At 49.5% G+C, this 26021-nt stretch carries 27 protein-coding genes and 5 tRNA genes; 22 read left to right on the top strand and 10 right to left on the bottom strand.

Annotated elements, in window-relative coordinates:
- The first annotated feature begins 169 nt into the window (after positions 1-169).
- Positions 170-448, top strand: a complete 279-nt coding sequence (locus AC2T0J_RS15660) for a hypothetical protein (RefSeq protein ID WP_489806706.1) — start codon at positions 170-172, stop codon at positions 446-448.
- 79 nt (positions 449-527) lie between these two features.
- Here the strand turns inward: AC2T0J_RS15660 and kdsA are convergent, their stop codons facing one another.
- From kdsA to hemA, 6 genes are read right to left on the bottom strand one after another with little or no spacing between them, the layout of a single operon-like run.
- Positions 528-1379, bottom strand: coding sequence for a 3-deoxy-8-phosphooctulonate synthase (gene kdsA / locus AC2T0J_RS15655; RefSeq protein WP_489806705.1), 852 nt, complete (start codon positions 1377-1379; stop codon positions 528-530).
- A 13-nt stretch (positions 1380-1392) separates the two neighbouring features.
- The gene (locus AC2T0J_RS15650) at positions 1393-1767 is read right to left on the bottom strand and encodes a SirB2 family protein (RefSeq protein WP_489806704.1); all 375 of its coding nucleotides are present in this window, start codon (positions 1765-1767) and stop codon (positions 1393-1395) included.
- Between the two features lie 38 nt (positions 1768-1805).
- Entirely contained in the window at positions 1806-3347 is a 1542-nt protein-coding gene (locus AC2T0J_RS15645) for a DUF3369 domain-containing protein (RefSeq protein WP_489806703.1), read from the bottom strand.
- Between the two features lie 53 nt (positions 3348-3400).
- Entirely contained in the window at positions 3401-4264 is an 864-nt protein-coding gene (gene prmC, locus AC2T0J_RS15640) for a peptide chain release factor N(5)-glutamine methyltransferase (protein WP_489806702.1), read from the bottom strand.
- Between the two features lie 2 nt (positions 4265-4266).
- Complete coding sequence (gene prfA / locus AC2T0J_RS15635; RefSeq protein WP_489806701.1) at positions 4267-5352, bottom strand: peptide chain release factor 1; 1086 nt, start codon at positions 5350-5352, stop codon at positions 4267-4269.
- A gap of 24 nt (positions 5353-5376) precedes the next feature.
- Positions 5377-6642 carry a glutamyl-tRNA reductase gene (hemA, locus tag AC2T0J_RS15630; protein ID WP_489806700.1) on the bottom strand — a complete coding sequence of 422 codons (1266 nt, stop codon included), beginning with the start codon at positions 6640-6642 and terminating at the stop codon, positions 5377-5379.
- A 113-nt stretch (positions 6643-6755) separates the two neighbouring features.
- On the opposite strand from hemA, the gene lolB reads away from it, so the two are divergent.
- From lolB to AC2T0J_RS15565, 13 genes are all read left to right on the top strand, one after another.
- Positions 6756-7358, top strand: a complete 603-nt coding sequence (gene lolB, locus AC2T0J_RS15625) for a lipoprotein insertase outer membrane protein LolB (protein ID WP_489806699.1) — start codon at positions 6756-6758, stop codon at positions 7356-7358.
- The gene (gene ispE / locus AC2T0J_RS15620; RefSeq protein WP_489806698.1) at positions 7343-8200 is read left to right on the top strand and encodes a 4-(cytidine 5'-diphospho)-2-C-methyl-D-erythritol kinase; all 858 of its coding nucleotides are present in this window, start codon (positions 7343-7345) and stop codon (positions 8198-8200) included. Before lolB ends, ispE begins: the two co-directional genes overlap by 16 nt.
- Positions 8201-8220: 20 nt before the next feature.
- Positions 8221-8296 (top strand) — tRNA-Gln (locus tag AC2T0J_RS15615).
- Between the two features lie 32 nt (positions 8297-8328).
- Positions 8329-9276: a ribose-phosphate pyrophosphokinase gene (locus AC2T0J_RS15610; protein WP_123326992.1), complete on the top strand. Its 948-nt coding sequence runs from the start codon at positions 8329-8331 to the stop codon at positions 9274-9276.
- Between the two features lie 102 nt (positions 9277-9378).
- Entirely contained in the window at positions 9379-11379 is a 2001-nt protein-coding gene (locus AC2T0J_RS15605; protein WP_489806697.1) for a sensor domain-containing diguanylate cyclase, read from the top strand.
- 257 nt (positions 11380-11636) lie between these two features.
- Positions 11637-12029 carry a hypothetical protein gene (locus AC2T0J_RS15600; protein WP_489806696.1) on the top strand — a complete coding sequence of 131 codons (393 nt, stop codon included), beginning with the start codon at positions 11637-11639 and terminating at the stop codon, positions 12027-12029.
- Positions 12030-12185: 156 nt separating this feature from the next.
- On the top strand, positions 12186-12824 hold the full coding sequence (locus AC2T0J_RS15595; RefSeq protein ID WP_489806695.1) for a 50S ribosomal protein L25/general stress protein Ctc: 639 nt from the start codon (positions 12186-12188) through the stop codon (positions 12822-12824).
- Between the two features lie 5 nt (positions 12825-12829).
- Entirely contained in the window at positions 12830-13417 is a 588-nt protein-coding gene (gene pth / locus AC2T0J_RS15590; protein ID WP_489806694.1) for an aminoacyl-tRNA hydrolase, read from the top strand.
- A 24-nt stretch (positions 13418-13441) separates the two neighbouring features.
- The gene (ychF, locus tag AC2T0J_RS15585) at positions 13442-14533 is read left to right on the top strand and encodes a redox-regulated ATPase YchF (RefSeq protein WP_489806693.1); all 1092 of its coding nucleotides are present in this window, start codon (positions 13442-13444) and stop codon (positions 14531-14533) included.
- A 263-nt stretch (positions 14534-14796) separates the two neighbouring features.
- Positions 14797-14873, top strand: a tRNA-Met gene (locus tag AC2T0J_RS15580).
- Between the two features lie 46 nt (positions 14874-14919).
- Positions 14920-15004: transfer RNA gene (locus AC2T0J_RS15575), tRNA-Leu, on the top strand.
- Positions 15005-15006: 2 nt separating this feature from the next.
- Positions 15007-15082 (top strand) — tRNA-Gln (locus tag AC2T0J_RS15570).
- A 45-nt stretch (positions 15083-15127) separates the two neighbouring features.
- A tRNA-Gln gene (locus AC2T0J_RS15565) sits at positions 15128-15203 on the top strand.
- 170 nt (positions 15204-15373) lie between these two features.
- Here AC2T0J_RS15565 and AC2T0J_RS15560 read toward each other — a convergent pair.
- Positions 15374-15595, bottom strand: coding sequence for a hypothetical protein (locus AC2T0J_RS15560; RefSeq protein WP_489806692.1), 222 nt, complete (start codon positions 15593-15595; stop codon positions 15374-15376).
- A 73-nt stretch (positions 15596-15668) separates the two neighbouring features.
- On the opposite strand from AC2T0J_RS15560, the gene AC2T0J_RS15555 reads away from it, so the two are divergent.
- On the top strand, positions 15669-15884 hold the full coding sequence (locus tag AC2T0J_RS15555; RefSeq protein WP_489806691.1) for a hypothetical protein: 216 nt from the start codon (positions 15669-15671) through the stop codon (positions 15882-15884).
- Between the two features lie 316 nt (positions 15885-16200).
- Positions 16201-17604, top strand: a complete 1404-nt coding sequence (locus AC2T0J_RS15550; RefSeq protein WP_489806690.1) for an alanine/glycine:cation symporter family protein — start codon at positions 16201-16203, stop codon at positions 17602-17604.
- A 37-nt stretch (positions 17605-17641) separates the two neighbouring features.
- On the opposite strand, the gene AC2T0J_RS15545 is transcribed toward AC2T0J_RS15550, so the two are convergent.
- Positions 17642-18190 (bottom strand): carboxymuconolactone decarboxylase family protein, encoded by a 549-nt coding sequence (locus AC2T0J_RS15545; RefSeq protein ID WP_489806689.1) that lies wholly within the window; start codon positions 18188-18190, stop codon positions 17642-17644.
- Between the two features lie 108 nt (positions 18191-18298).
- On the opposite strand from AC2T0J_RS15545, the gene AC2T0J_RS15540 reads away from it, so the two are divergent.
- Positions 18299-18880 (top strand): TetR/AcrR family transcriptional regulator, encoded by a 582-nt coding sequence (locus tag AC2T0J_RS15540; protein ID WP_489806688.1) that lies wholly within the window; start codon positions 18299-18301, stop codon positions 18878-18880.
- 26 nt (positions 18881-18906) lie between these two features.
- Here the strand turns inward: AC2T0J_RS15540 and AC2T0J_RS15535 are convergent, their stop codons facing one another.
- Together AC2T0J_RS15535 and AC2T0J_RS15530 are read right to left on the bottom strand one after the other, a co-directional pair.
- The gene (locus AC2T0J_RS15535; RefSeq protein ID WP_489806687.1) at positions 18907-19083 is read right to left on the bottom strand and encodes a hypothetical protein; all 177 of its coding nucleotides are present in this window, start codon (positions 19081-19083) and stop codon (positions 18907-18909) included.
- Positions 19083-20255, bottom strand: a complete 1173-nt coding sequence (locus tag AC2T0J_RS15530; RefSeq protein WP_489806686.1) for an FAD-dependent monooxygenase — start codon at positions 20253-20255, stop codon at positions 19083-19085. The genes AC2T0J_RS15535 and AC2T0J_RS15530 overlap by 1 nt, the downstream gene beginning before the upstream one ends.
- Before the next feature lie 282 nt (positions 20256-20537).
- On the opposite strand from AC2T0J_RS15530, the gene miaB reads away from it, so the two are divergent.
- The 5 genes from miaB (at position 20538) to lnt (ending at position 26010) form a co-directional block, all read left to right on the top strand.
- Positions 20538-21974 carry a tRNA (N6-isopentenyl adenosine(37)-C2)-methylthiotransferase MiaB gene (miaB, locus tag AC2T0J_RS15525; protein WP_489806685.1) on the top strand — a complete coding sequence of 479 codons (1437 nt, stop codon included), beginning with the start codon at positions 20538-20540 and terminating at the stop codon, positions 21972-21974.
- 16 nt (positions 21975-21990) lie between these two features.
- Complete coding sequence (locus AC2T0J_RS15520; protein WP_489806684.1) at positions 21991-23043, top strand: PhoH family protein; 1053 nt, start codon at positions 21991-21993, stop codon at positions 23041-23043.
- Complete coding sequence (ybeY, locus tag AC2T0J_RS15515) at positions 23044-23517, top strand: rRNA maturation RNase YbeY (protein WP_489806683.1); 474 nt, start codon at positions 23044-23046, stop codon at positions 23515-23517.
- A 100-nt stretch (positions 23518-23617) separates the two neighbouring features.
- A complete protein-coding gene (gene corC, locus AC2T0J_RS15510) occupies positions 23618-24481 on the top strand; it encodes a CNNM family magnesium/cobalt transport protein CorC (protein ID WP_123325602.1) in 864 nt (287 codons plus the stop codon).
- 59 nt (positions 24482-24540) lie between these two features.
- The gene (gene lnt / locus AC2T0J_RS15505; protein ID WP_489810352.1) at positions 24541-26010 is read left to right on the top strand and encodes an apolipoprotein N-acyltransferase; all 1470 of its coding nucleotides are present in this window, start codon (positions 24541-24543) and stop codon (positions 26008-26010) included.
- Positions 26011-26021: the final 11 nt, after the last annotated feature.

Below are 26021 nucleotides of genomic sequence, written 5' to 3'. Positions count from 1 at the left end.
TAATCCAAATAGGGTAATTTTTTTCATTTTTCAGGACTGCTAAAACTGTCTATTATTCACTCGAAATTTGAAAAATCTTCTTTCAACGCAGAAGGTTATCAAAAAGTAAAAATGTTAATTTTTAACATTTTTACTACAAACAACTTTATTAATTTATTTAGGTGTGAATATGAAAAAACAACTTACAGCAGTCTTCATGCTGGCCACTATGGGCTGGTCAGTCTCCACTTTAGCAAATGAACTGCAGGCGTCCCAATTACAGCCTGTTAACACTGCCATGGTTTCAGTTGAAATCAGCATCGATCAACCGGTTCTTAACATTCAGTCAAGTATTATCAACCAGGTTAACGAAACCCTGCAACAACACTCAGAAAATAATGGCTCTATGCTCATCGCCCGCAAGAGTAATCTGATGTCCAGTCAGGAAGCAACCACTCGTACCGAGTAATACCTGGCCTTCACACCTGGCAAATGCTGTGCTGAGCTACACAGCACAGCATTTCAGGTCTTCTCTTATCTGTTAGTCGTTACTGAGCACTGGTATCTAACGGCGCAAACTGTTTAACCAGATCATCCACCGCTTTCATTTGTTCCAGATATCCCTCTAATTTTGATAATGGCAATGCACATGGACCATCACACTTGGCTTCATCCGGGTTCGGGTGCGCTTCAATAAACAGTCCGGCAAGACCCAGCGCCATACCACTGCGCGCTAATTGCGCAGCCTGAGCACGTCTGCCATCGGCCGATGATTCCCTGCCACCGGGTTTCTGCAACGCATGAGTCGCATCAAATATAACCGGTGCATAGTCTTTCATTGCATCCATGCCCAGCATATCAACAACCAGGTTGTTGTAACCAAAGCAGCTGCCACGCTCGCAGAGGATAATGTTGTCGTTGCCGGCTTCGCCAAATTTTTTAATTATATGGCGCATTTCGTGGGGTGCCAGAAACTGCGGCTTCTTGACATTAATGACGGCGCCGGTCTCTGCCATGGCAACCACCAGATCAGTCTGCCGGGCCAGAAACGCCGGAAGTTGGATCACATCCACCACCTCGGCCACCGGGGCAGCCTGATAAGGTTCATGCACATCGGTAATAATGGGCACATTGTATGTCGCTTTAATTTCTTCAAAAATCTTCAAACCTTCGTCCATACCAGGACCACGATATGAATGTACCGACGAGCGGTTAGCCTTGTCAAAAGACGCCTTAAACACGTAGGGAATATTCAGTTTACTGCAAACTTCCACATAGTGTTCAGCAATCTGCATGGCCAGATCCCTTGATTCCAGCACATTCATTCCGCCAAACAGAACAAAAGGCTTATCGTTGGCAACCGTGATATCCGCCACGCTTACCTGATTAATTTTAGTCATAAACAATTTCCGGTTATAAGAAAAACACCTGTTTGGTGACCGCGACTTTGGCGGTTAAGCCCAGTACGATAAGCGCAGCTAAAAATGCGCCCCACTTGGCTGATGGCGTTTTAGCCCGCTTCAGAGCCATCATGCCCAGGCCAATATAAGCAATCACCCCAATGACCTTAAAGGTTAGCCACCCATTGACAAAGGGATACTGAGCGAGAATGACGCATAACCATATGGCACTAACCAATAAAACAGTATCAATAATGTGGGGGACGATTTTAACCCACTTTTTTTGCAGAAATTCTGGCTTCATCTGGCCATATAAAAAGCGGAAAACAAATAGCAAAATACTCAGAACCACTGCCGTCAGGTGCAGGTGTTTAGCCATCATGTACATAGAACTAGCACTCCTTGATTTATTGTTGTTATTACCGGTTAACCGGCGTAATTACTCTGAATCGCCTCGAACCTGTCGATATGCCTTAAAAACAGATCAGTTAACGCCGGGTCAAATTGTTTGCCTGCTGCGCTTTTCAGGGTTTCCATCGTTTTTTCCAGCGGCCAGGCAGGCTTATAACTGCGTTTATTACGCAACGCATCATAGGCATCCAGAATAGCCAGCATGCGGCTTTGTAAGCTTATGTCATTACCTGCCAAACCGTCAGGATAACCCTTGCCATCCCACCTTTCATGATGGTGACGGGCCAGTTGCGCAGCCAAACGGATCACCGGCCGCTTGGAGTCTTTAAAGATCCGATAACCAAATTCTGCATGCTGCTGTATCTGATGATACTCCTCATCGGTTAACGATACGTCTTTATTCAATAATGAATAAGGTACAAAGGAATTTCCCACATTATGCAGCGGCAGCGCGGTCAGGTATTGTTGGATTTCTGCCGCGGGCATTCCTGCCAGCCGGGCAAACAACTCACTCATCTCGTTTAAACGCTTGGCATGAAACTCGTCGGTTTCGCGGTTATCCATGGCGTCACCCAACCGCTGCACAATCTCATAATGTGTCTCATTGAGTTCAGCGCTGTCGAGCAGGTGATCAAACGCCAGTTGCACATTTTCGGTAAATTTCTGCACCAGTCGTTGGTCGATATCGTTGACGGGACGGGGTAAGCCGGTTAGAAACAGCAGCGAGCCATGATTTTTATCACTGCGGCAATAAGCCACCAGATGCTCCTCTGCATAGACTACCTGTTGTTTACGAAGTGCAGCCTGACACAGCTGATATTCAAATTCGTTCAGAGAGTCTTTCAGGCGATAGCCTTCTTTACCGGCATACTCGCCGTTACCGGCAAAAATGTACAGTTCACCAGCCTGGCTGACCGGTTTCGGCAGTGCCACGGCGGAGGTAATGTATGCTGCGTTTTTACCGCCCCCCAGAATAGAAGCCAGTTGCTGGATAAGCCCGCGCATAAAGCCTTCCAAAGAACGTGATGAAAATAAATCCGCAGATGCATCGATGATTTTCTCAAGGCCTGCACGGGCCTCTTCAATCACGATAATGTCACGGTACGAGCGCAACGCTGCGATAATGACGGTAAATAATTTTTGCGCGGTAAGCTCTGTTTTGGACTTATAATCATTGATGTCGTAGTTAATGATGACATCTTTTTCCGGCGCCTGACCAGGCTGACCGGTGCGCAGAATGATGCGCGTGAAATGGTTTTCCAAATCATTACGAATAAACTCGGCGACTTTAAGACCCGCGTCATCAGACTCCATCACCACATCGAGCAACACAACAGCAATATCACTGTGTTCGCGAAGAACACGTTTAGCTTCTTCGCCGTCAAAGGCGCTCATAAAAGTTAAAGCTCGGCCATTTAACGTAAAATCGTTTAGTGCCAGCTTCGTAATGGCGTGGACTTCGGGTTCATCGTCAACGATTAAGACTTTCCAGTAACCCACCTCTGCCGATTCAGGTTCGTCATCGTCAGCGACAAATAAAAACTCGTCATCGTTCATTCTGCATTTCCATCCTGTCTGAGCATTTCATTTCCCTTAAGCTTATGTACAAGCTAGGATTTTTGCCACTGAGCGAGGGTGACTCTTGGCAATCCGTTAAGATCGTCAATCCCCCGGCAAGCACTAAATCCTCTTTCCTTGAAAAGCACGTTTATCGACTCATGCTGAGTATACCCATGTTCTATTGACAACCAACCACCTGGCGTTAAAAAATCAGGTGCCTGGTGGATAATAGTCCGGATATCTGCCAGTCCGTCCGTTCCGGCAGTCAAAGCGGAAACCGGTTCAAAGCGCACATCGCCTTGTTGCAAATACTCACTGTCGGATTCTACATACGGAGGATTGGTTATGATCAGGTCAAACCGGCGGTCTGCAGCAATATCATCAAACCAATGGCTAAGCAGCCAGTTTACCTTAAGCTCACCGTTCAGCCGGGCGTTTGTCGACGCCAGTTCAAGGGCTTCGGCGATGCGATCAACCCCCGTAATATGCCAGGCGGGCTTTTCCGTTTTTAAGGCCAGAGCAATCGCGCCGGTACCGGTGCCAAGATCGCAGACGCTGGCTGATTCAGATAAATCAAGCGCCAGCGCGGTTTCAACCAGCAACTCCGTTTCCGGCCTTGGGATGAGTGTTGTTTCATTGACCCTGAGGGTCAGTGACCAGAAATCACGGGTACCGGTAAGATAGGCCACCGGATATCCCTCACAACGTTTGGCTACAAGGTTTTTAAAACGAATTTGCTGGGCAGCGGTCAGGACTTTATCAGGCCAGGTAAACAAATACGTGCGCTGACAATCCAGCACCGCGCAAAGCAGCACCCTGCTATCGACTGCCGGAGACTCGCCTTTATGCAGTTCAGCTGTCGCCCAGGCCAGCGCCCGGGCAATAGTGACAGGACCGGTATCCTCGCAATCCACAATTAGTCGTCGGCCAGAGAGGCCAGCAGATCGGCCTGATGCTCCTGACGGATAGGTTCAAGCAACAGGCCGAGGTTACCTTCAATCACTTCGTCGAGGCGGTACAGCGTAAGATTGATCCGATGGTCTGTTACCCTCCCCTGCGGAAAGTTATAGGTGCGGATGCGCTCAGAACGGTCACCACTTCCTACCAGATTACGACGGGTTGAAGCTTCTTCAGCCGCCCGTTTGTCTTCTTCGATCTGATTTAAGCGAGCTGACAATACAGACATCGCTTTGGCTCGGTTTTTATGCTGCGAACGCTCATCCTGACACTCGACCACTACGCCTGAGGGTAAGTGGGTAATCCGAATGGCTGAATCGGTTTTGTTCACGTGCTGACCACCAGCGCCAGAGGCCCGGAATGTATCGATACGCAGGTCGGCAGGATTAATTTCGATGGCTTCGGATTCCGGGATTTCCGGCAATACCGCTACCGTACACGCCGAGGTATGCACCCGACCCTGGGATTCAGTTTCCGGCACGCGCTGCACCCGGTGCCCGCCCGATTCAAACTTAAGTACGCCGTAAGCGCCATCGCCGGTTACGTTGGCGATGACTTCTTTAAAGCCACCATGCTCACCTTCGTTAGCGCTGATCATCTCCAGGCGCCAGCCCTTCGCCTCTGCGTAGCGGCTGTACATACGAAACAGGTCGCCGGCAAATATGGCCGCTTCGTCACCACCTGCACCGGCACGGATTTCCAAAAAGCAGTTACGGTCGTCATTCGGGTCGCGGGGTAATAACAGAATTTGCAACTCTGCTTCCAGACGTTCTGTTTCCTGCTTGGCCGTTTTCATTTCTTCCTGGGCCATTTCACGCATTTCTGCGTCATCTTCGCCCATCATTTCTTCGGCAGAGGCCAAGTCTTCTTCAGCCTGTTTATACGCATTAAAACCCGTAACCACGTCTTCTAACTGGCTAAACTCTTTTGATAAGGCGCGAAATTTGTCCTGCTCGCCGATTACACCGGGATCGCTCAGCAGCGCCTGCACCTCGGCAAAACGTTCAACCAGATTTTCCAACTTAATGACAACGGATTCTTTCATACTTTTCCTGAAATAAAATACAGATTATCTGGACTCGTCACTGTCCAGTTCAAACACACGGCTCAGCCACTTAGTGGTGCGCTGATCAACCTGGGTCGACGCATCCCGCAACGCGCGGGTGGGCGAGTGCAATAAGTTATTGGTTAACTTGTAGGCCAGTTCTTCTACCACTGCCTCGGCCGCTTTGCCTTCCTGCAATTGCTTAAGGGCTTTGTCGACCAACTCCTGGCGTTGCAGATTGCCACGGTCACGGTACTGTTTAACCAAATCTACCGTCTGGCGGGACTGCTGCCACTGTAAATAGCTCACTACCTGCTGCTGAATAATTTTAACAGCTTCTTCGGCCGCCTGCTCACGGGAGGCCATGTTTTGTTGCACGATGTGCTGCAAATCATCCACGGTATATAAGTAGGCATCACCTAATTCATTGACCTGGGCCTCAATATCACGCGGCACTGCCAGGTCGACCATAAACATCGGCAGGTTACGACGCTGTTTGAGCGCATCCTCCACCATCCCTTTGCCGATGAGCGGCAACTGACTGGCAGTAGAACTGATTACGATATCGAATTTGTGCAGGGTTTCTGGCAACTGACTTAAAGTCATCACCTCAGCGCCAAGTCCTGCTGCTAATGTTTCGGCTCGGGCCCGGGTACGGTTTGCTACCGCGAGTTTTTGTACTCCTTGCTCCTTCAGGTGCTGAGCGACCAGTTCGATGGTTTCACCGGCACCAACCAAGAGTACTGAGCGCTCTGGTAGACGGGCAAATATATGTTTTGCCAACTGTACTGCCGCAAAAGCCACAGATACCGCATTGGCACCTATTTCGGTATCGGTTCGCACCCGCTTCGCCACGGCGAAAGTATGCTGGAATAACTTATCAAACTGCGTATTCACCATGCCGGAATGCTTGGCATTATTATAAGCCTGCTTGATTTGTCCCAGTATCTGCGGTTCGCCCAATACCAGAGAATCCAGGCCACTGGCCACCTTCATCACATGTTCAATAGCCGCGGCCTGCTCATAAATGTACGCATTGGCACTTAGCTGGCTGGCATCGACATTATGAAAGTCAGCCAACCATTCAATCAGTTGGTCGGCGCAGCTTGTCTCACTGGACACATAGACTTCGGTGCGGTTACAGGTGGAAACAATTACCGACTCATCCACGCCGTTAAGGTGCTTTAATGACGACAACGCCTCAACCAGCGAATCCGGTGTAAACGCTACTTTTTCGCGCAACTCTACCGGAGCAGTTTTGTGGTTAATTCCGAGGGCAATCAGGGTCATGAGGTTCGTTTACGGCTACAATGGAGCGGCATTGTACGAAAAAGCCAAAATGATTGAAAGTGTCGATAGTTCTATGTTCAACTATCACCTTAATAGATTTTACAGGTTAATCCGTGTTTCGTCAGGTTTTCATCGTTCTGCTTATAGTCCTTCTCAGTGCCTGTGCCACACGACCACAGGCTCCTCAGGGCCAGATCAACTTACCGGCTCAGTTGCTTAAACTCGATGCCATTAAAAAGTGGAACATAAATGGCAAACTGGCTCTCAGGGAGCCAGAGAAATCCGTTAGTGCCACTCTTCGCTGGCAGGTCAGCGATCCGCAATTTACGTTCAGGCTAAGTAACTTTCTGGGGGTTACCCTGGTGGATATGGAACAAACTGCCGGAGGCGCCCGTCTGGAAGCGGATGATGAAGTTTATACTGACCCATCAGCCACAGCTCTGCTATATCAGACCACCGGCTGGGACATACCACTGGATCAGTTACTCAGTTGGGTGAAGGGCGTGCCTCGCGCAGGCGACGAATATACCCTGAACGACAACGGTTTGCTCAAACAGCTCATGCCCGGCTGTCGTCAGTGTGCGGGCTGGCAGGTCGATTATGCCCAGTACGGGCGGGTGGACGATGTTTTCCTGCCACATAATATAAAACTGACCAATACGGCTCAGCCTGATCAGTGGATAAAAATAAGAATTTCGCAATGGATACTCAAGTAACTCCCGACTGGTGGCCGAGTCCGGCCAAACTGAATCTGTTTTTACACATTACAGGGCGCAATGATAAAGGTTATCACCTCTTGCAAACGTTGTTTCAGATGCTGGACGTGGGCGACTCCTTGGCGTTTGTCCCGAATCACACCGGTGACATTCGACTGATAACCCCCATTTCCGGGGTAAATACTGAAGATAATTTAATCTACCGTGCAGCCAGGTTATTACAGAACCACGTTAACGCTCCACAAGGCTGCGACATTTATATTGAAAAACAATTACCTATGGGCGGAGGTATTGGCGGCGGCTCGTCCAACGCGGCCACCACATTGGTTGCATTGAATTATTACTGGCAGTGTGGTCTGTCCACTGAGGCGCTAGCTGAATTGGGCCTGGAACTGGGCGCAGATGTACCGATATTTGTACACGGCAAAACCGCTTTCGCCGCTGGCGTGGGCGAACAGATCCACCCGGTCAGCCTTGATGAAAACTGGTATCTGGTGGTGTTTCCCGGGGTAAACATCAGCACTGCGGAGGTATTTTCGCATCCCGATTTACCGCGTAATACCCCACTCATTGACTGGCAGCATTATACTTTTGATGCAACGCAAAACGATTGTCAGAAAATTGTCTGTAAAAGCCAACCGGAAGTTGCAAAATTATTACAGTGGTTGTTACACTACGCACCGTCGAGGATGACAGGCACAGGCGCGTGCGTATTTGCTACATTTAGTAACCCGGATCAGGCAAAGGCAGTGCAGCAAGCGCTTCCTGAAAACTGGCACGGATTTGTTGCCAAAGGCGTAAATACTTCACCGCTTCAATTAAAATTACAACAGATGTCCTGAGCCATAACGACTAACATTGATGGGGTATAGCCAAGTTGGTAAGGCAGCGGGTTTTGATCCCGCCATCCGTAGGTTCGAGTCCTGCTACCCCAGCCACCTCCTACTTAAAATGCACCGAGGAAACACTTGTGCCAGACATGAAGCTCTTTGCGGGTAACGCTGTTCCTGAACTAGCCCAGAAAGTTGCCAATCGCCTCTATACAAAGCTTGGAAATGCCACCGTCGGCCGTTTTAGTGACGGCGAGATCGCAGTAGAAATTCATGAAAACGTCCGTGGTTCGGACGTTTTTATTATCCAGTCTACCTGTGCACCCACCAATGATAACCTGATGGAACTGATCGTGATGATCGACGCACTGCGTCGCGCATCCGCCGGCCGAATCACTGCGGTTATCCCGTACTTTGGTTATGCCCGTCAGGACCGCCGTGTGCGCTCAGCTCGTGTACCGATTACGGCTAAAGTGGTTGCTGATTTTCTGTCAAACGTGGGCGTTGACCGGGTACTGACAATTGACCTGCACGCAGAGCAAATCCAGGGATTCTTCGATGTCCCGGTAGACAACGCATTTGGTACGCCAATCCTGCTGAACGATATGTTTCAGCGCGATTTCGTAGAGCCTATTGTCGTTTCGCCGGATATTGGCGGCGTGGTTCGGGCTCGTGCTACGGCTAAATTACTTAACGATACCGACCTTGCTATCATCGATAAGCGTCGCCCTAAAGCTAATGTTGCTCAGGTAATGAATATTATCGGTGACGTTAAAGACCGTGACTGTATTATTGTGGATGACATGATTGATACCGGCGGCACCTTAGCTAAGGCGGCAGAAGCCCTCAAAGCACACGGTGCGCGTAAGGTTTATGCCTATGCTACTCACGCTATCTTCTCGGGTAATGCAGCAAATAATCTTAAAGAATCCGTGATTGACGAGATTATTGTAACTGACAGTATCCCGTTAAGTACTGACATGGCTGCCATTGGTAAAGTGAAACAACTGACATTATCAGAAATGCTGGCAGAAACGATTCGTCGTATCAGCAACGAAGAATCTATTTCAGCGATGTTTGAATACTGAAGATTAAGGTTGCTTCCTCAAAAGCCAGCATTGCTGGCTTTATATTGCCTGGAATTTCCCCTTATTCGAGGCAAATCAGTGAGCCGTTGCTATAGTTAAATCATGTTGGTAAACCGACCTTCTCTTTACATGGTATTTTCCCGCTCACTGTTTAGTATCATTTTGTTTTGCCTGATGCTTTTTCCCGGTGCAATTACTGCTTCCCCACAGGTTCCGGCACAGCCCCAAATCACTAACCTGGTACCGAACGATTTGGACCACACCCATTTAAACGAAGGCATGTATTATTACGAAGCCTTTAGTAAGATGTCGATTAATGAGGTCCGTGCATTGCCTGAGAGTGAGTGGCAATTTCACCCTAATTCATCATTGTTTCTGGGTACCCGCCAGTCTTACATCTGGATAAAAATTCCGCTGCGAATCATGCCCGAGGGGCCGGCAGACTGGATTATGACCATTGACTGGCCATTGGTGAAGTCGATCGACTGGTTTCATTACAGCGAGCCCACGCAAACCCTGCTCTCGACGGGCCAGTTTAGTGACTGGCAAATACCCGCCAATTCACCTGATGAATTTCCCTTTGCCATTCCACTGGCGTTACGCAGCGATACCACAACCGTCCTTTATCTGCGGATTTTACCCTCTGAGAAAGCTTTACTCCCGGTGACATTGTGGCAGCAGAAACAATTTACAGCTCATCAGTTGCAACGCAACTGGTACCTCGGCTTATTCTACGGCGTGCTATTTGCCATGTTTAGCTACAATTTGTCATTGTTTATCTTTGTGCGCCACCGAGCATATGCTGCATACTTCTTTTATGTGGCCAGTATGGCTGCTTACACATTAATTATGAACGGGGCCGGTATCGCCTGGTTATGGACTGGCTATACTACATTACTGACCTACGCATACCGCATACTGGTTCCCATCAGCTTTTTTGCTGCCTTAATGTTTGTCCGCCAGTTTTTACAACTTAAACAGCGCGGGCCGTTTTTAAATCGCAGCAGTCAGTTGGGAGGCTACCTGTGGCTGGCTATAATCCCACTGGCGCCAGTACTATCAACATCCGTATTAATTCCCGTGATCGATGTTTTTGGGCTGATTAATTGTCTGTTTGCTATAGGCGTGTCGGTTTACCTGTGGTTTAAGGGAGATACATCGGCTAAATACCTCACGCTCTCCTGGTTTGTGCTGATCACCAGCACAGTGATCCTGCTCCTCGGTCTGAACGGCTTTACCCCCTACGTTATCGAGTTACATTACATTCAGAGTATTGGCGTAACCATCGAAGTGCTATTACTGTCGATGGCCCTTGCAGAACGTATCAACCGGGAGCGAAAAATGCGCTCCGAAGCCCAGGATATCGCGCTGCAAATGTCCACTGAGGCAGCTAAAGCAAAAGAAAGCGAAATGGCTGCCCAACAACGCGTGCTCGGGATGGAGCGACGGATTAAAGAGGAACTGTCGCTGAAGGTGAACGAGCAAACGCGGGAATTAAAAGTGGCGATGCGAAAGCTGCAAATCATGAATAAAGAGCTGGAACGACTCAGTTTAACCGATCCGTTAACGGGCCTGGCCAACCGGCGCTATTTCGATAAACGGTTTAATGAGGAAATTCAGCGCGCTAAACGCAGTCAATCACTGATTGGCATTATGATGCTGGATATCGATCACTTCAAACGGATCAACGACTCCCTGGGTCATCAGGCCGGCGATCATGTGATTCAGTCACTGTCGGCACTGATCCAGCGGGTTAGTGGGCGCGCCAGCGATCTGCCAGCCCGGGTAGGCGGTGAAGAATTCTGTCTGCTGGTCTGTAATGAAACCGAAGGTCGAGTGGTTAATCTCGCTGAGTCTATTCGTCAAAGTGTTGCGGCCGATCTGGTGATATACCGTGACGAGCAAATACACTACACCATCAGTATTGGCGTATATTGCGTTGTCCCAACATCAGGCACAGACCCGGAAACTATAATGAAGGAAGTGGATGACGCGCTTTATCAGGCCAAAAATGAAGGCCGCAACCGGGTAGTTATACGCGCCCACCAGGCAGCAGAGAGCGCTGATTCTCCGCCAGCCTCAGGGACAAAACCTACGTCTTAAAAAACGGCAACAAGACAGCCTTAAACCACTGCCAACCTTCAAACAAGGACATGTGCGCTAGCCCATCCATTTCCATGAGAGGCCTTACTAATGGCAAGCTGATTACCCTAAACCTGGTAATGCCCGAGCTGGTATGTCACGCCGTATGTTTGAAGGCTCAGCCGCACGCACAAACTTTCCCGGGTAATTCATTGCCCGTTCAGGCGATGCCCTGCATACTGTTTATCTGACACGTTAATTATACAAGGGAATGATCAATGGGAACTTGCCGTGCATTACTCTTAGCCATAGTCATGGCATGCGGGCTGACTGCCTGTGCCGACAGTAAGGAGTCTTCGCCAGTGAATAAAGACAATGACCCCAAGACCAGTCCGGCTTCGGCGGTGTTTACAGGCACCATAGTTTATAAAACCTTTGAAGGCGGATTTTTTGCGTTTATCAGTACCGACAATAAACGCTATACCCTTCGCCATTTACCCCAGGCTTATCGCCTCGACGGACTGATAGTAGAAATCACTGGCAGTGTGAATAAAGATATCATTACCACCACGCAGTTTGGTGACTTACTCGAAGTGGATGCCGTGAAAGTGCTGGATGACAGCCAGGCCAGGCCACCGGAGTCCGCCCCACCCAAATTAAAATCCCTTTGAGGTTTGTATCTTCTGGCATCGGGTGGTAGAATTCGCCGCCTTTTAATTTAGGGCCGGGTAGTATTTTTTGCCGTTTGAGGCTGATTTACCCTATTCATGGCAGATTTTGGTCGCAAAAATCTGTAAACATCAATTATTTTTATTTGGAGACATCTGATGTCTGATGCAATTTTTAATCTGGATGCAGAAGTCCGTACTGACCTGGGGAAAGGTGCGAGCCGCCGCCTTCGTCATGCTGACAAAGTTCCTGCTATCCTTTACGGTGGCGAAGAAGCGCCTGTTTCTTTAACGCTTGACCACAACAAAGTGATCAACGCTGCTGATTTCGAAGCGTTCTACTCACACGTTCTTATCCTGAACATCGGTGGTAAGAAAGTTGAGGCGCTGCTGAAAGACGTACAACGTCACCCGTTCAAGCCTAAAATTACTCACTTGGATTTCCAACGTGTAATCGCTGGTCAGGACGTACACACGTCTGTGCCAATCCACTTCGTCAACGAAGAGAAGTGCCAGGCCATTAAAGACGGTGGTATTGCTGAACACCACGTAAACGAAGTTGAAATCACTTGTCTGCCTAAAGACCTGCCTGAGTTCATCGAAGTAGACATGGCTAAAGTTGAAATGGAGCAAACCCTGCACCTGTCAGATCTGACTCTGCCAGCAGGTGTTTCTTCTGTTGAACTGGCAAAAGAAGACGAAGCACACGACCTTGCTGTGGTAACTATCAAGCCAGCGCCAAAAGCGCCAGCCGCTGACGAATCAGCAGGTGAAGAAGACGACGCTACTGAGGAATAATTCCCTTGGCAGACATTCGTCTTATTGTGGGCCTGGGTAATCCAGGCCCTGAATACGAACAAACACGCCACAATGCGGGAGCGTGGTTTTTACAAGAACTCGCATCGACGTTTAATACTTCTCTTTCTCCTGAAAGCAAATTCTTTGGCAAAACCGCCCGAATTACCGTTGCTGGTCAGGATATCCGTTTGCTCTACCCCACCACCTTTATGAACAAAAGCGGGCAGTCTGTTGCTGCACTGGCCAATTTTTATCGTATTGACCCCTCACAAATGCTGGTTGCTTTTGATGAGCTTGATTTACCTCCCGGCGTTGCCAAGTTTAAAATGGGTGGCAGTTCAAGCCAGAACGGTATTCGCGATATTGTCTCGCGGATGGGTAACAACCGTGAATTTTTGCGCTTGCGTATAGGCATTGGCCATCCAGGCCATAAAAGCAAGGTAACCGGCCATGTGCTGGGTAAGCCCGCGCAGCAGGAAAGAGAAGCGATAGAACAAGCAATTGACGAAGCAGTTCGTTGCACCGAAATTTTACTTAAAAACGATTTGAAAATGGCGCAAAATCGCCTTCATAGTTTTAAAGCAGATAATTAACTTCAAATTTTCAAGGGCTCCATTATGGGATTTAAATGTGGCATTGTCGGCCTGCCGAACGTCGGTAAGTCAACGCTATTCAATGCATTAACCAAAGCGGGTATCGAGGCTGCAAACTTTCCGTTCTGTACCATTGAACCCAATACCGGTGTGGTACCGGTGCCGGATCTGCGCTTAGACAAGCTGGCAGAAATCGTTAATCCCCAGCGTGTAATCCCCACCACTATGGAGTTTGTGGATATTGCCGGACTGGTTGAAGGCGCATCCAAGGGTGAAGGCCTGGGTAACAAATTTCTGGCCAATATCCGTGAAACCGACGCTATCGGCCATGTAGTACGTTGTTTTGACAATGAAAACATTGTTCATGTTGCCGGTAAAGTGAGTCCTAAAGACGACATCGATATCATTAATACCGAGCTGGCACTGGCTGACCTGGAAACCACCGAGAAAGCCATTCACCGTGTAGCCAAACGCGCCAAAGGCGGTGATGCGGATGCCAAGTTCGAGTTAAAAGTGCTGGAAAAAATTAAACCCACACTGGACGAAGGCAATCTGTTACGCTCACTGGAGCTTAGCAAGGAAGAACTGGCCGCCATCAGCTACATGAACATGCTCACCCTTAAGCCAACCATGTACATCGCTAACGTCAACGAAGACGGCTTTGAAAATAATCCGTACCTCGATGAAGTGCGCGCCATTGCCGAAGGCGAAAACGCCGTAGTGGTTGCCGTATGTGCCGCTATTGAGTCAGACATTGCCGAACTGGACGATGAAGACCGCGAAGAGTTTATGGCCGACATGGGCCTGCAAGAGCCAGGGCTTAACCGTGTGATCCGAGCAGGTTACAACCTGCTGACGCTACAAACCTATTTCACTGCGGGCGTTAAGGAAGTCCGAGCCTGGACCTTCCCTGAAGGCTCAACCGCCCCTCAGGCGGCGGGCAAGATCCACACCGACTTTGAAAAAGGCTTTATCCGTGCTGAAATCGTCAGTTACGACCACTTTGTAGAGTTCAACGGCGAACAGGGTGCCAAAGACGCTGGTAAATGGCGTTTGGAAGGCAAAGAATACATCGTTAAAGACGGCGACGTTATCCACTTCCGCTTCAACGTATAAATTCGATTGGTTTAAGCCTGTAAAATTTAATTAAGCCCTCGCTGATGAGGGCTTTTTTATTGCCTGTCAAAAATAAACAATCCGTTCTTAATCCCCCAAAATAAGGTTAAAATACCGCCTGCCAAGCCGCTTTTGACTGAATTTCCAGCGCTGGCGCACAGATATTAGGCAGTTGAACAAATGTGTTAAAAAAGGGGTTGACGACCCAACGCCATATACGCATAATACGCGCCACTTCCTGAGAGGGAAGTGAAACAATCGGAGGCTACGTAGCTCAGTTGGTTAGAGCACATCACTCATAATGATGGGGTCGCAAGTTCGAATCTCGCCGTAGCCACCATTCTCGCAAACCCAGTTTATGGGTTTTTTAATGTGCGAGACACTGCGCGGAAGTGGTGGAATTGGTAGACACGCTGGATTTAGGTTCCAGTGCTTCACGGCGTGAGAGTTCAAGTCTCTCCTTCCGCACCATTTGGGGTATAGCCAAGTTGGTAAGGCAGCGGGTTTTGATCCCGCCATCCGTAGGTTCGAGTCCTGCTACCCCAGCCATTTTTCGTTATGTTGATTTCATATCAGCTAACACACCCAGTTGATTGGGGTATAGCCAAGTTGGTAAGGCAGCGGGTTTTGATCCCGCCATCCGTAGGTTCGAGTCCTGCTACCCCAGCCATATTACAAAACGCCAGTCTGATGACTGGCGTTTTTGTTTTCAGACTTCTCACGATTTGCGGCTTGCTTATGTTACGTTTTTGTCTTTGTTTTTCAAAGATATCATTTGCAATGCCTGACAACCTGTCTGTGACACTGCTCAAACTATTTTTAATTGCCACAGAGGCTATTTCAGCGCCGGTTTGTACCAGACAGCCCCAGCAAAGGCGCTCGGTTCCACATCAGCGCAAATTGCGCGAGCTTACTATGCAGTAAACCCTGGCAGAACAGCATCTGTTTATCGTCGTAGCGCCCAAAGCAAAATTCAGCTATGAAGCCGGTGGCCGTCACACCTGGATTGTTGAGCAACTTGAAAGCCCTTATCACGACGAGGCCTTCATCAAAGGGGCTCACTGCTCATCTGGCGCAGCACTACCCCATCGATACAACTCGCATTGATGCCACCGGCTGTTCCGGTGGAACACATATGAGCAGCCGTCTGGCCTACGATCTGGCAGAGACACTTGCCGCTATTGCCCCCATTGCAGACGTACGTTTTACCAAAGACTGGGCGCCGGGCAAGGCCATGCCGGTACTCATCTACCATGGCACCAGAGGCCCGGTGAATCGCTATCAGCATCAGCCGGATTCCCCCTCGTTACTGGCACGAAGGTGTAGAACCGGCATGGCGCGAATGGGTTGAGTTCAAAGCCAGTCAAACCAGCACTGTAACGGTTATCTGGCCTGGTAATCCCAAAGCCGGGGTCCTCGCGAAGTACGGTTTGGGCAGCACCGATGATTTGGCCATGACCGAACTCATCCGGGCATTTTTGAAGCAATATCAGCGCCACCCACAACCATAAGTGACGCTAAGCTACCGAGTTCCGTGTTGTTTTTACTTTACAGTATACGCTCAGACCGGCACACTGATACGCAACCTTGTAATGGTGAAGTCAAACATCGGTGACAAGGTATTAGTGTAATCTCCTTCCACATAATAATTAAACAGGACTTCTTCAGTGCTCAACGACATCGTTGCGTTTATCAATAATATTCTCTGGGGTAACGGCCAGGTTCTTATTTATATGCTGCTCATTTGCGGCGTATGGTTTACCGTGCGACTTGGCGGTGTGCAAATCAAACACTTTGGCCATATGTTCAGCCTGTTGAAAGGCAGTACCAGCAGCAGTAAGGAAGGGATAAGTTCATTTCAGGCCCTGTGTACCAGCCTGTCGGCTCGGGTCGGCACCGGGAATCTGGCAGGCGTGGCGGTGGCTATTTCACTGGGCGGTGCGGGCAGCATTTTCTGGATGTGGGTGATTGCCCTGCTGGGTATGGCAACCGGTTTTGCCGAAAGTGTGCTGGGCCAGTTGTATAAGGTTAAAGACGACCATGGCGAGTTTCGTGGTGGCCCCGCTTACTATATTAAGCAAGGGCTGAATAAAACCTGGCTGGCAGTGGCGTTTTCGCTGTGTTTATTTTTAGGTTATGGCTTTATTTTTTCCGCCGTGCAGGCCAATACCATCACCGATGCGCTAAATGCCGCCTATGACATTCCCACCAGCTATTCAGGCATTGTAATTATTGCCCTGGCAGCGCTGATCGTGGTGGGCGGATTACGCGGTATTGCCCGCTTCGCGGAGTGGGTGGTGCCTTTCATGGGCATCAGCTACGTACTTGCCGCCCTGCTCGTTTGCGCTATCAATATTACCGAGCTGCCAGCGATGCTGATGAATATTATTCAATCTGCTTTTGGTTTACAGGAAGCAGGCGCCGGAGCTATGGGCGCGGCGGTAAAAAACGGTATTCAGCGTGGTTTATATTCAAACGAAGCGGGTTCTGGTAGTGTTCCTCACGCCGCTGCGAGTGCTGCGCCTAATCCGAATCACCCGGTATCTCAAGGCTACATTCAAATGCTCGGCGTCTTCCTCGACACCATGGTGTTATGTACGGCCACGGCTTTTATTATTTTACTTGCGGGCGGCTCTAGCAGCGATCAAATGGAAGGGATCCGTTTAACCCAGGCGGCCATGGAAACCCACATAGGTGCCGGAGGCGCTGATTTTGTTGCCGCGGCTATTTGCTTCTTCTCATTTACCTCGGTAGTAGCTAACTACGCCTACGGCGAGAGTAACCTGCATATGTTTAAGCTCGATAATAAAGCTGGCCGGATTGTGTATACCTGTGGTTACCTGGCCATGATTTTCTGGGGCTCCATGGCGGCCTTACCGGAGGTCTGGGCGGCAGCCGATATGGCGCTGGGCCTGATGTCAGTGATTAATATTATCGCCATTATGTGGATGACGCCGACCATCGTCAGCATTAGTAAAGACTATTTCAATAAACGCGAGCGTGGTGAAACACCGGAATACAAAACCGGTGACTGTGAAATTCAGGGTAAAACCGAAGACGGCATCTGGTAATAACAAATGGGCCTGAGATATCAGGCCCATTTCTGCCCTAGACAGAATGCCACTCATATTTTGCAAACGCTTTATCCACCGGGGTATCGGCCAGATGGTTGATATAATTACTCATCACCTTCTGCGCCAGGATCAGAATGATTTCCAGTAATTGCTGCTTACTGTAACCCGCATCAAAAAAGGCCTTGAGTTGAGCGGTGTCCGGATTGCCCCGGTTAAGCAGAATTGCTTTAGTGGTCTCACGCAACACCTCAAGTTGCTCCGGTAACGACGTTTTATTTCTTAGTGCGTCGGTAATACTGTCGTCCACTTTCATACTTTTGGCAATGCCAGTATGCGCCGGTACACAGTAATGGCATTCGTGCTCCACATTTGCCGTTTGCCACACCACAGTGAGCTTTTCAGGACTGAACGACGTATTCTGAGCCTGAGTGTGTAAAAATTTATAGCTCAGCAGCACCGCTGGAGACTCAGCCATCACCCCGTGTAAATTAGGGATCATGCCAAATGAGGCAATGGCGTCTTTCAATAGCGGCTGTGCCGCCTGTGGCGCACTTTTCATAGTGTGAATGGTAAAATCTGTCATAGCTGTCCTTTATTTTTGGAGAATGAAGCTTTACCATAGCGCCATTATGAACGATCGTTCAAATCAAGTTTAAGCGATCGTTCAAGTTATTATTTATAAGGTAGATGAATGGGTTATCCACGCGAAGAAAGTATTCAACAGGCAACCGAAGTCTTCTGGCTAAAAGGCTATCTTGGCACTGGCATGCGTGATCTGCAGACTGCACTGGATAAGCGTCCTGGTAGTATTTATGCCGCTTTCGGCAATAAGGAAGGGCTGTATCTTGAAGTGCTCAACCATTATACCAATGAACTGCATGGTCAGATTATGGCCGTGGCAAACAGTGGTACGCCGCTACAACAACTGCGTGTATTCCTGCGTTCCCCTTTAACGGTAGACGACAGCGCCGCGCATAAAATTCAATGTCTGATTGTTAAAACCCAGGCCGATTGGGCAGAATTACCCGACGGCGTGAAAAGTTCATTGCAAGGGGCGCTGGCAAACCTTCGAGAAGCTTTCCAGGCGGTGGTGACGAAAGCTAAAGAAGTGGGTGAACTGGCCAATGACACGCCGGTTGAACGGGCGGCTATGTGGTTACAGGGTCAGTTTATCGCCATGCGAACCCTGGCAACCAGCGTGGAGTCACCGGCGAGTTTGAGCTGGATGGTGGACAAAATTGTCAGTGACTTGAGCGGCGGCTGGGCGCAGTAATATCTTCACCGTCCCACCATAGCAGCTTAAGTCACCAACATTTTGATTAACTGGGCAACCAGTAAAATCATCAATAACGGCCAGAACCAGCGGGTCAGTTTCGACATATCTTCACCGCTCATTCGCCATTTCGACTTTTCCAGCAGTGGCACAATAATAACCAGTGCCAGAAATAATATGCCAATAATGTAAAGTATGGTCATTAAGCTAATCCCATTGCGTATTTAAGTACCTGCGCCTTAATTGGCCCGGCATGTTGCGCCAGTTTTAGCAAGCCATTGCGCAGCCATTTTAGCGGCGTATGATCATTACTGAAGGTGGTATAAAACCCATCCATGGCAGACATCATCAGCGTGTTATCCCGCTGACGAGGCTGCTGGTAACCTGTGCGTAGGCGAGCAGCAAAGTCTTCGCCATTCACCTGGCCGTTAGCCGTTTGAGCCAGCAGACAGGCGACATCTTTAAACCCCAGGTTTACGCCCTGCCCGGCCAACGGATTAATGGTATGCGCTGCATCCCCAATTAAGATAACGCCCGGAACAACATACTCACTGGCATGTCTTCTAATGAGGGTGAAGGCGGCTTTATTCAATACCGTAAAGTCATCACCTAATGGTGGGAAGTCGTTTTCGATTGCCTGCTTTAGCTGGACTGGCGATAATTTTGCCAGTGCGGCAAGCCGTTCCGGGCTATCGTACCAGATAAGCGAGGCGTAATTTTCGTGCATCGGCAATAATGCCCGGGGACCATGCGGTGTAAATTGCTGCCAGGTACAATCGGCAACCGGCGCAGTAAATTCCACAATGATGCCCATGGCCTGCTGGGCATACTGCCAGCCTGAAATACCAATCCCAGCGAGTTGGCGCACCTGGGATTCGGCGCCATCGGCCCCGATCAGCCACTTAGCTTTAATTTCGTCACCGGTTTCCAGGGTAATAATAACAGCTTCATCGACACTGTCAGTACGCTGAAAACCCGCAATATGTGCCGGTGAATACCAACTAACGTTATCAAAGGCTTTCAGTGCCTGATGACAGCCTAACTGAATCAGCCGGTTTTCCACAAAGTAACCCAGGCGTTCAAAACCAGCATCACTAGCTTTGAAGTCGGTTCGACAATCCGGCCGCTCCCAGACGGATAACTCACTGTAGGAACGTACTCGCATGGCTTCAACATGTTGCCAGGCTCCCAGCGCGCGCAATAAGTCTACTGACGCCACACTGATGGCTGACATGCGTAAATCCGGCGGCTGTGAAAACTCATAAGGTTGCGGCGGACGCTGTTCTATAATCGCTACCTGATAACCCTGCTGAGCCAGCCCTAGCGCTGTGGCGGCACCCACCATACCAGCGCCATTAATACAAAAATCAAACATATAGGAATCCTGTTTATGTTCAGCGATTATGCCCGAACTGAACTGTATAGCAATGTGCGTTTTATATCAGTGCCTTGTGTCACTGTAAAAGTGTTACGTAAACTTGCCTTGGGCTGGATCGAAAAAGCGCTAAAATCCCGCTCAGACCGGTTCACAAGGGTGGCGATCAGGGTTTATAACAGTTAAAATACGCGGCTATTTTGACCAATATCGCTGCGCGCCACGGGGTTAGCTTGATTATCCTGACTATTTGCGCCAGCCCAACGTGATTATCGAATTGTTATGAGTAAAAAGCTGTACATCAAAACCTGGGGTTGCCAGATGAATGAGTATGATTCGGAAAAAATGGCCGATCTGCTCGATTCAACTCACGGGTATTCGCTGGCTGAAGAAGCGGAGCAGGCCGATGTTATTTTGCTCAACACCTGCTCTATCCGCGAAAAAGCCCAGGAAAAAGTATTCCATCAACTGGGCCGCTGGAAGAATCTGAAAAAGACCAACCCGGATCTGATTATTGGTGTGGGCGGTTGTGTGGCCTCCCAGGAAGGCGACCACATTCGCCAGCGGGCGCCTTTTGTAGATTTAATTTTCGGACCGCAAACCCTGCATCGCCTGCCTGAAATGATCAATCAAATCCAGGCTGGAGAGACGTCGGTGGTAGACATTAGCTTTCCGGAAATCGAAAAGTTCGACCGCCTTCCTGAGCCGCGCGCTGAAGGTCCAACGGCATTTGTGTCCATTATGGAAGGCTGTTCCAAATACTGTAGTTTCTGCGTAGTACCCTACACCCGAGGCGAAGAGGTCAGTCGCCCGGTGGATGACGTACTACTCGAAGTCGCGCAGTTAGCTGAACAAGGCGTACGTGAAGTTAACCTGCTCGGTCAGAACGTGAACGCGTTCCGTGGCGAGCATCACGACGGTTCGGTCTGCCGTTTTGCCGAGCTGCTGGAACTGATTGCCGCCATTGATGGTATCGATCGCATTCGTTACACCACCTCACATCCGGTGGAGTTTACTGACGATATTATTGCCGTATACGAAACCGTGCCTGAACTGGTTGATCATCTGCACCTGCCGGTTCAAAGTGGCTCTGATCGTATTCTGAACCTAATGAAGCGCGGTCACACTGCCCTTGAATATAAGTCAAAGATCCGCAAATTACGGAAAGTGCGCCCGAATATCAGCATGTCCTCGGACTTTATTATCGGCTTCCCTGGCGAAACCGATGCAGACTTCGAAGCCACCATGGATTTAATTCAGGCAATCGATTATGACCTGAGCTTCAGCTTTATTTATTCGGCGCGCCCGGGCACACCGGCGGCGGATGCCGTGGACGATGTAAGCGAAGACACCAAAAAACAACGTCTGTATTTGCTGCAGCAACGTATTAACCAGCAGGCACTGCGCATCGCCCGCAATATGCTGGATACTGAGCAGCGCATTCTGGTGGAAGGCCCATCGAAAAAAGACATTATGGAGTTACAGGGGCGTACCGAGAATAACCGGGTAGTTAACTTCCCGGGTACACCGGATATGATTGGTGAGTTTGTGGATGTTAAAATCACCGATGTATTCAGTAACTCGCTGCGTGGCGAGGTGGTTCGCCGCGAGGCTGATATGGGCCTGCGCGTGGCCGTGTCGCCACAAAGTATTTTAGCCAAACATCAGGCCGAACTGCCTGATGATCTTGGCGTTAGCCAATTTCAACCTTCAATTTAAGAGGCAGTAAAGTAACTTGAGTAAACTGGTAAGTAATGAAGTCGTGCTGGAACCGGAAGATAATAAACGGTTATCCAGCCTGTGCGGCCCGTTCGACGATAATATCAAGCAAATTGAACGTCGACTGGGCGTCGAAATCACCTACCGCAACAACTTCTTTAAGATTGTTGGGGAGCCTCAGCAAACCAAAGGGGCCGGTGAGTTACTTAAGTTACTGTACATTGAGACGCAGCCGATTAAAGGGCTGATACCGGATTTACCACCGGAGCAGGTGCATCTCGCTATTCAGGAAGCCAATTGCCTGGAACGCGAGGAATCCGGCCAGTATGGCAAGGAAATCAATATCAAGACCAAGCGCGGCGTGATTAAACCACGTAATCCTCATCAGGCGCAGTACGTAGCTAATGTGGTCAATCACGATATTACCTTTGGTATTGGCCCGGCGGGTACCGGTAAAACCTATCTGGCAGTGGCCTGCGCAGTAGATGCGCTGGAACGTCAGGAAGTACGTCGCATTCTGCTTACCCGCCCGGCGGTTGAAGCCGGTGAAAAGCTCGGTTTTCTGCCCGGCGATTTATCCCAGAAGGTCGACCCTTATCTGCGCCCCCTTTACGATGCACTGTTTGAAATGATGGGCTTCGAGAAAGTGGAAAAGCTCATGGAGCGTAATGTGATTGAAGTCGCCCCGCTGGCTTATATGCGTGGTCGTACGCTGAATGATGCCTTCATTATTCTCGATGAAAGCCAGAATACCACCGTGGAACAAATGAAAATGTTCTTAACCCGTATCGGCTTTAATTCCCAGGCGGTTATCACCGGTGATATCACCCAGGTGGATTTACCTCGAGGGGCACGCTCTGGCCTGCGCCATGCAATTAATGTGTTACAAAATGTGAATGACATTTCCTTTAACTTCTTTACTGCTGGCGACGTGGTTCGTCACCCGGTAGTCGCGCGTATTGTGCAGGCTTATGAAGATTACGACGCTGAGCAGGAACGCATCCGGATTGCAAAAAAAGCAGCCCAGGAGCAGGGAAGGCAAGATAAATCCGACGAGAGTGATGACTAAGTGAGCGCCATTGTTGATTATCAGCGAGCCTTTGATGGCAACGCTGAACTTATCGCTTCCATTCCGGACGAAGCCCAACTCACCGCGTGGGCATCTTTGGTTCTTAACCATCTTGAAACCGGCGAAAAAGAACTTACCGTAAGGTTTGTTGATAACGACGAGTCGCAATCGCTTAACCACGAATACCGTGGCAAGGACAAGCCAACCAATGTGTTGTCTTTTCCCTTTGAATGCCCGCCGGAAGTGCCGCTTAACCTGCTTGGTGATTTGGTTGTTTGTGTGCCGGTTATCGCTACAGAAGCTGCTGAGCAGCACAAAGCGATTGGCGATCATTACGCCCATATGATTATTCACGGCACCCTGCATTTATTGGGATACGATCATATTGAAGAGGATGAAGCGCAGGCCATGGAGCAACTTGAAATTGACCTGTTAGCCAAATTATCCATTGACGACCCGTACCAAGACGATTAACTTTGCAAAAGACGCAGGCGCTTTTTCATTGTTCATTCGGGCCGTAAAGCCAACAATAAACAAGAAACAGACCCTATAACGCTAATTAGACACGGACATTATGAGCGACGATAACCCCCACTCTACCAACGGCTCCTCGGGAAAAAGCTGGTTTGACAAACTGAAGCTGTCATTCTCCGGAGAGCCGCAAAGTAAAGAAGACCTGGTTGAGGTCATCACCGAAGCCGAACAGCGCGAACTGATCGACCCCCAAACCAGAGAAATGATCGAAGGCGTTATTGGCGTCAACGAAATGCGGGTCAGGGACATCATGATCCCACGCGCTCAGATGGTTACCATCGACATCGACCAGCCGGTTGAAGAATTTCTGCCTGTCATGCTCGACAGCGCTCACTCCAGATTCCCCGTTATTAACGAAGATAAAGATCACATCGAAGGCATTTTATTAGCCAAGGATTTGCTCCGCTATGCGTTTATTAATAACGATGATCAGGCTTTCCATTTGCGTGATGTGTTGCGTCCGGCAGTCATTGTACCTGAGAGTAAACGGGTTGATGTCTTGCTTAAAGAGTTCCGCCAACAGCGCTATCACATGGCCATCGTGGTAGATGAATATGGCGGTGTATCCGGCCTGGTGACCATCGAGGATATTCTCGAACTTATCGTAGGTGAAATTGAAGACGAATACGATCTGGAAGAGGACGGAACTGATGATATCCGTCCACTTAATAAGTACACGTATTCAGTTAAGGCACTGGTACCGGTTGATGAGTTTAATCGCTTCTTCGAGACTAAATTCAGCGAAGAGGAAGCCGACACTATTGGCGGCATCGTATTAAAAGCCTTTGGCCATATGCCTGCCACCAGTGATGAAATCACGATTGACAATATCCAGTTTAAAATTACCAACTCGGATAAACGCCGGTTAATGCAACTGAAAGTGACCCTGCCAGACCTGGAGTAATTGGCGTGAGAAAGTGGCTTCCTTTAGTGCTGGTCTTATTGGCCGGCACGTCGTTAACCATGGCCTATGCCCCTTTCGACTTATGGCTGATCACGCCTGTCGCTCTGGTAGTAGCGCTACGTCAGTTACTCCTCACTGATACCCCTAAAAAAGCCTTCTGGTTGGGCTGGACCTTTGGCCTGGGCTGGTTTGGTGCCGGGATCAGTTGGGTGCACGTGAGTATTGCCGATTTTGGCGGTATGCCACTCATCGCTTCGGTGCTGATGATGTTTTTATTATGTGCCTACCTGGCACTGTTTCCCGCATGCAGTTTTTACGTTGCCAAACGGTGGGTAAAGCCTGCCCTGCTGCCGCTGCTGCTCCCTGTAATCTGGTTTATCGCTGAATGGCTCAGAAGCTGGCTACTGAGCGGTTTCCCCTGGTTATCTTTAGGTTACAGTCAGCTCGACAGCCCGCTTTCTGGCTGGCTACCCATGGTGGGCGAAACCGGCATGACATGGTTAATAATGACCATGACAAGTGCACTGGCACTGGCCACCCTCACCAAACGTTTTTTACAGGCCATTGCCATTACCGGCGCGGTGACAATTGCCGCCCTGCTGCTAAATACGGTTAGCTGGGTTGAGCCACAACAACCTGTATCTATTGGTATGGCTCAGGGCAATATAGCTCAGTCGTTGCGTTGGGTACCCGAGCAGGACGCGCCGACCATGAACACTTACCGGGAACTCACTAACCTGATATGGGATAACGATGTGATCATCTGGCCCGAAGCCGCTATTCCAAAACTGGAGATACTGGCCCAGGACTTTATTACTGATATGAACGCCGAGGCGGCCCGCCACGATACGGCCATCATCACCGGTGTGGTTAACTATAACTTTGAAAGCCAGGAAGCTTGGAACAACCTGATTGTGCTGGGTAAAACCCATGCTGACGACGAACAGGGCCAGTACCGTTATTTTCACGGCAACCGGTATGCCAAGCATCACCTGCTACCGATTGGCGAATTTGTCCCTTTTGAGGACTTACTGCGGCCGCTGGCTCCTTTGTTCGACTTACCCATGTCATCATTTAACCGCGGCGACTTTCAACAACCCAACCTGCTGGCCAATGGCCTGCACCTGGCCCCGGCCATTTGTTTTGAGATTGCCTTTCCGCGTCAGGTGAGAGCCAACCTTTACGCCGATACCGATTTTATCATCACCGTTAGCAACGACGCCTGGTTCGGTCGCTCCCACGGCCCTGCTCAGCATTTACAAATTGCCCGTATGCGAGCCAAAGAGCTCGGCATTGGCGTGATCCGTTCTACCAACAACGGTATATCGGCCTTTATCGACCATCAGGGTAAAGTTGTCGCGCAGTTACCGCAGTTTGAAACTGCAGCCTTATCAGCCAAGTTGCCAACCGTTTCAGGCAGCACGCCCTACCGCCGTTGGGGCGATTTCCCGCTGTGGGTGTTAACCGGTTTGCTAGGGCTGGTTTTCCTCATTATGAAACTGCGCGAGCGCGGTGCACAGCGCAACTGAGATTTCCTCGC

This window comes from Alteromonas sp. ISO5 (assembly GCF_058105165.1).
This window is presented reverse-complemented; position numbering and strand designations above follow the sequence as displayed.

Excerpts from the sequence above, each read along its gene's own strand:
- prfA (WP_489806701.1), bottom strand. The coding sequence starts at position 5,352 with ATGAAAGAATCCGTTGTCATTAAGTTGGAAAATCTGGTTGAACGTTTT.
- AC2T0J_RS15605 (WP_489806697.1), top strand. The coding sequence starts at position 9,379 with ATGTTGGTAAACCGACCTTCTCTTTACATGGTATTTTCCCGCTCACTG.
- AC2T0J_RS15645 (WP_489806703.1), bottom strand. The coding sequence starts at position 3,347 with ATGAACGATGACGAGTTTTTATTTGTCGCTGACGATGACGAACCTGAA.
- ychF (WP_489806693.1), top strand. The coding sequence starts at position 13,442 with ATGGGATTTAAATGTGGCATTGTCGGCCTGCCGAACGTCGGTAAGTCA.
- AC2T0J_RS15535 (WP_489806687.1), bottom strand. The coding sequence starts at position 19,083 with ATGACCATACTTTACATTATTGGCATATTATTTCTGGCACTGGTTATT.
- AC2T0J_RS15650 (WP_489806704.1), bottom strand. The coding sequence starts at position 1,767 with ATGTACATGATGGCTAAACACCTGCACCTGACGGCAGTGGTTCTGAGT.
- kdsA (WP_489806705.1), bottom strand. The coding sequence starts at position 1,379 with ATGACTAAAATTAATCAGGTAAGCGTGGCGGATATCACGGTTGCCAAC.
- AC2T0J_RS15530 (WP_489806686.1), bottom strand. The coding sequence starts at position 20,255 with ATGTTTGATTTTTGTATTAATGGCGCTGGTATGGTGGGTGCCGCCACA.
- AC2T0J_RS15600 (WP_489806696.1), top strand. The coding sequence starts at position 11,637 with ATGGGAACTTGCCGTGCATTACTCTTAGCCATAGTCATGGCATGCGGG.
- AC2T0J_RS15660 (WP_489806706.1), top strand. The coding sequence starts at position 170 with ATGAAAAAACAACTTACAGCAGTCTTCATGCTGGCCACTATGGGCTGG.
- corC (WP_123325602.1), top strand. The coding sequence starts at position 23,618 with ATGAGCGACGATAACCCCCACTCTACCAACGGCTCCTCGGGAAAAAGC.
- AC2T0J_RS15545 (WP_489806689.1), bottom strand. The coding sequence starts at position 18,190 with ATGACAGATTTTACCATTCACACTATGAAAAGTGCGCCACAGGCGGCA.
- AC2T0J_RS15540 (WP_489806688.1), top strand. The coding sequence starts at position 18,299 with ATGGGTTATCCACGCGAAGAAAGTATTCAACAGGCAACCGAAGTCTTC.
- hemA (WP_489806700.1), bottom strand. The coding sequence starts at position 6,642 with ATGACCCTGATTGCCCTCGGAATTAACCACAAAACTGCTCCGGTAGAG.
- ispE (WP_489806698.1), top strand. The coding sequence starts at position 7,343 with ATGGATACTCAAGTAACTCCCGACTGGTGGCCGAGTCCGGCCAAACTG.
- miaB (WP_489806685.1), top strand. The coding sequence starts at position 20,538 with ATGAGTAAAAAGCTGTACATCAAAACCTGGGGTTGCCAGATGAATGAG.
- AC2T0J_RS15595 (WP_489806695.1), top strand. The coding sequence starts at position 12,186 with ATGTCTGATGCAATTTTTAATCTGGATGCAGAAGTCCGTACTGACCTG.
- lnt (WP_489810352.1), top strand. The coding sequence starts at position 24,541 with ATGGCCTATGCCCCTTTCGACTTATGGCTGATCACGCCTGTCGCTCTG.
- AC2T0J_RS15555 (WP_489806691.1), top strand. The coding sequence starts at position 15,669 with ATGAGCAGCCGTCTGGCCTACGATCTGGCAGAGACACTTGCCGCTATT.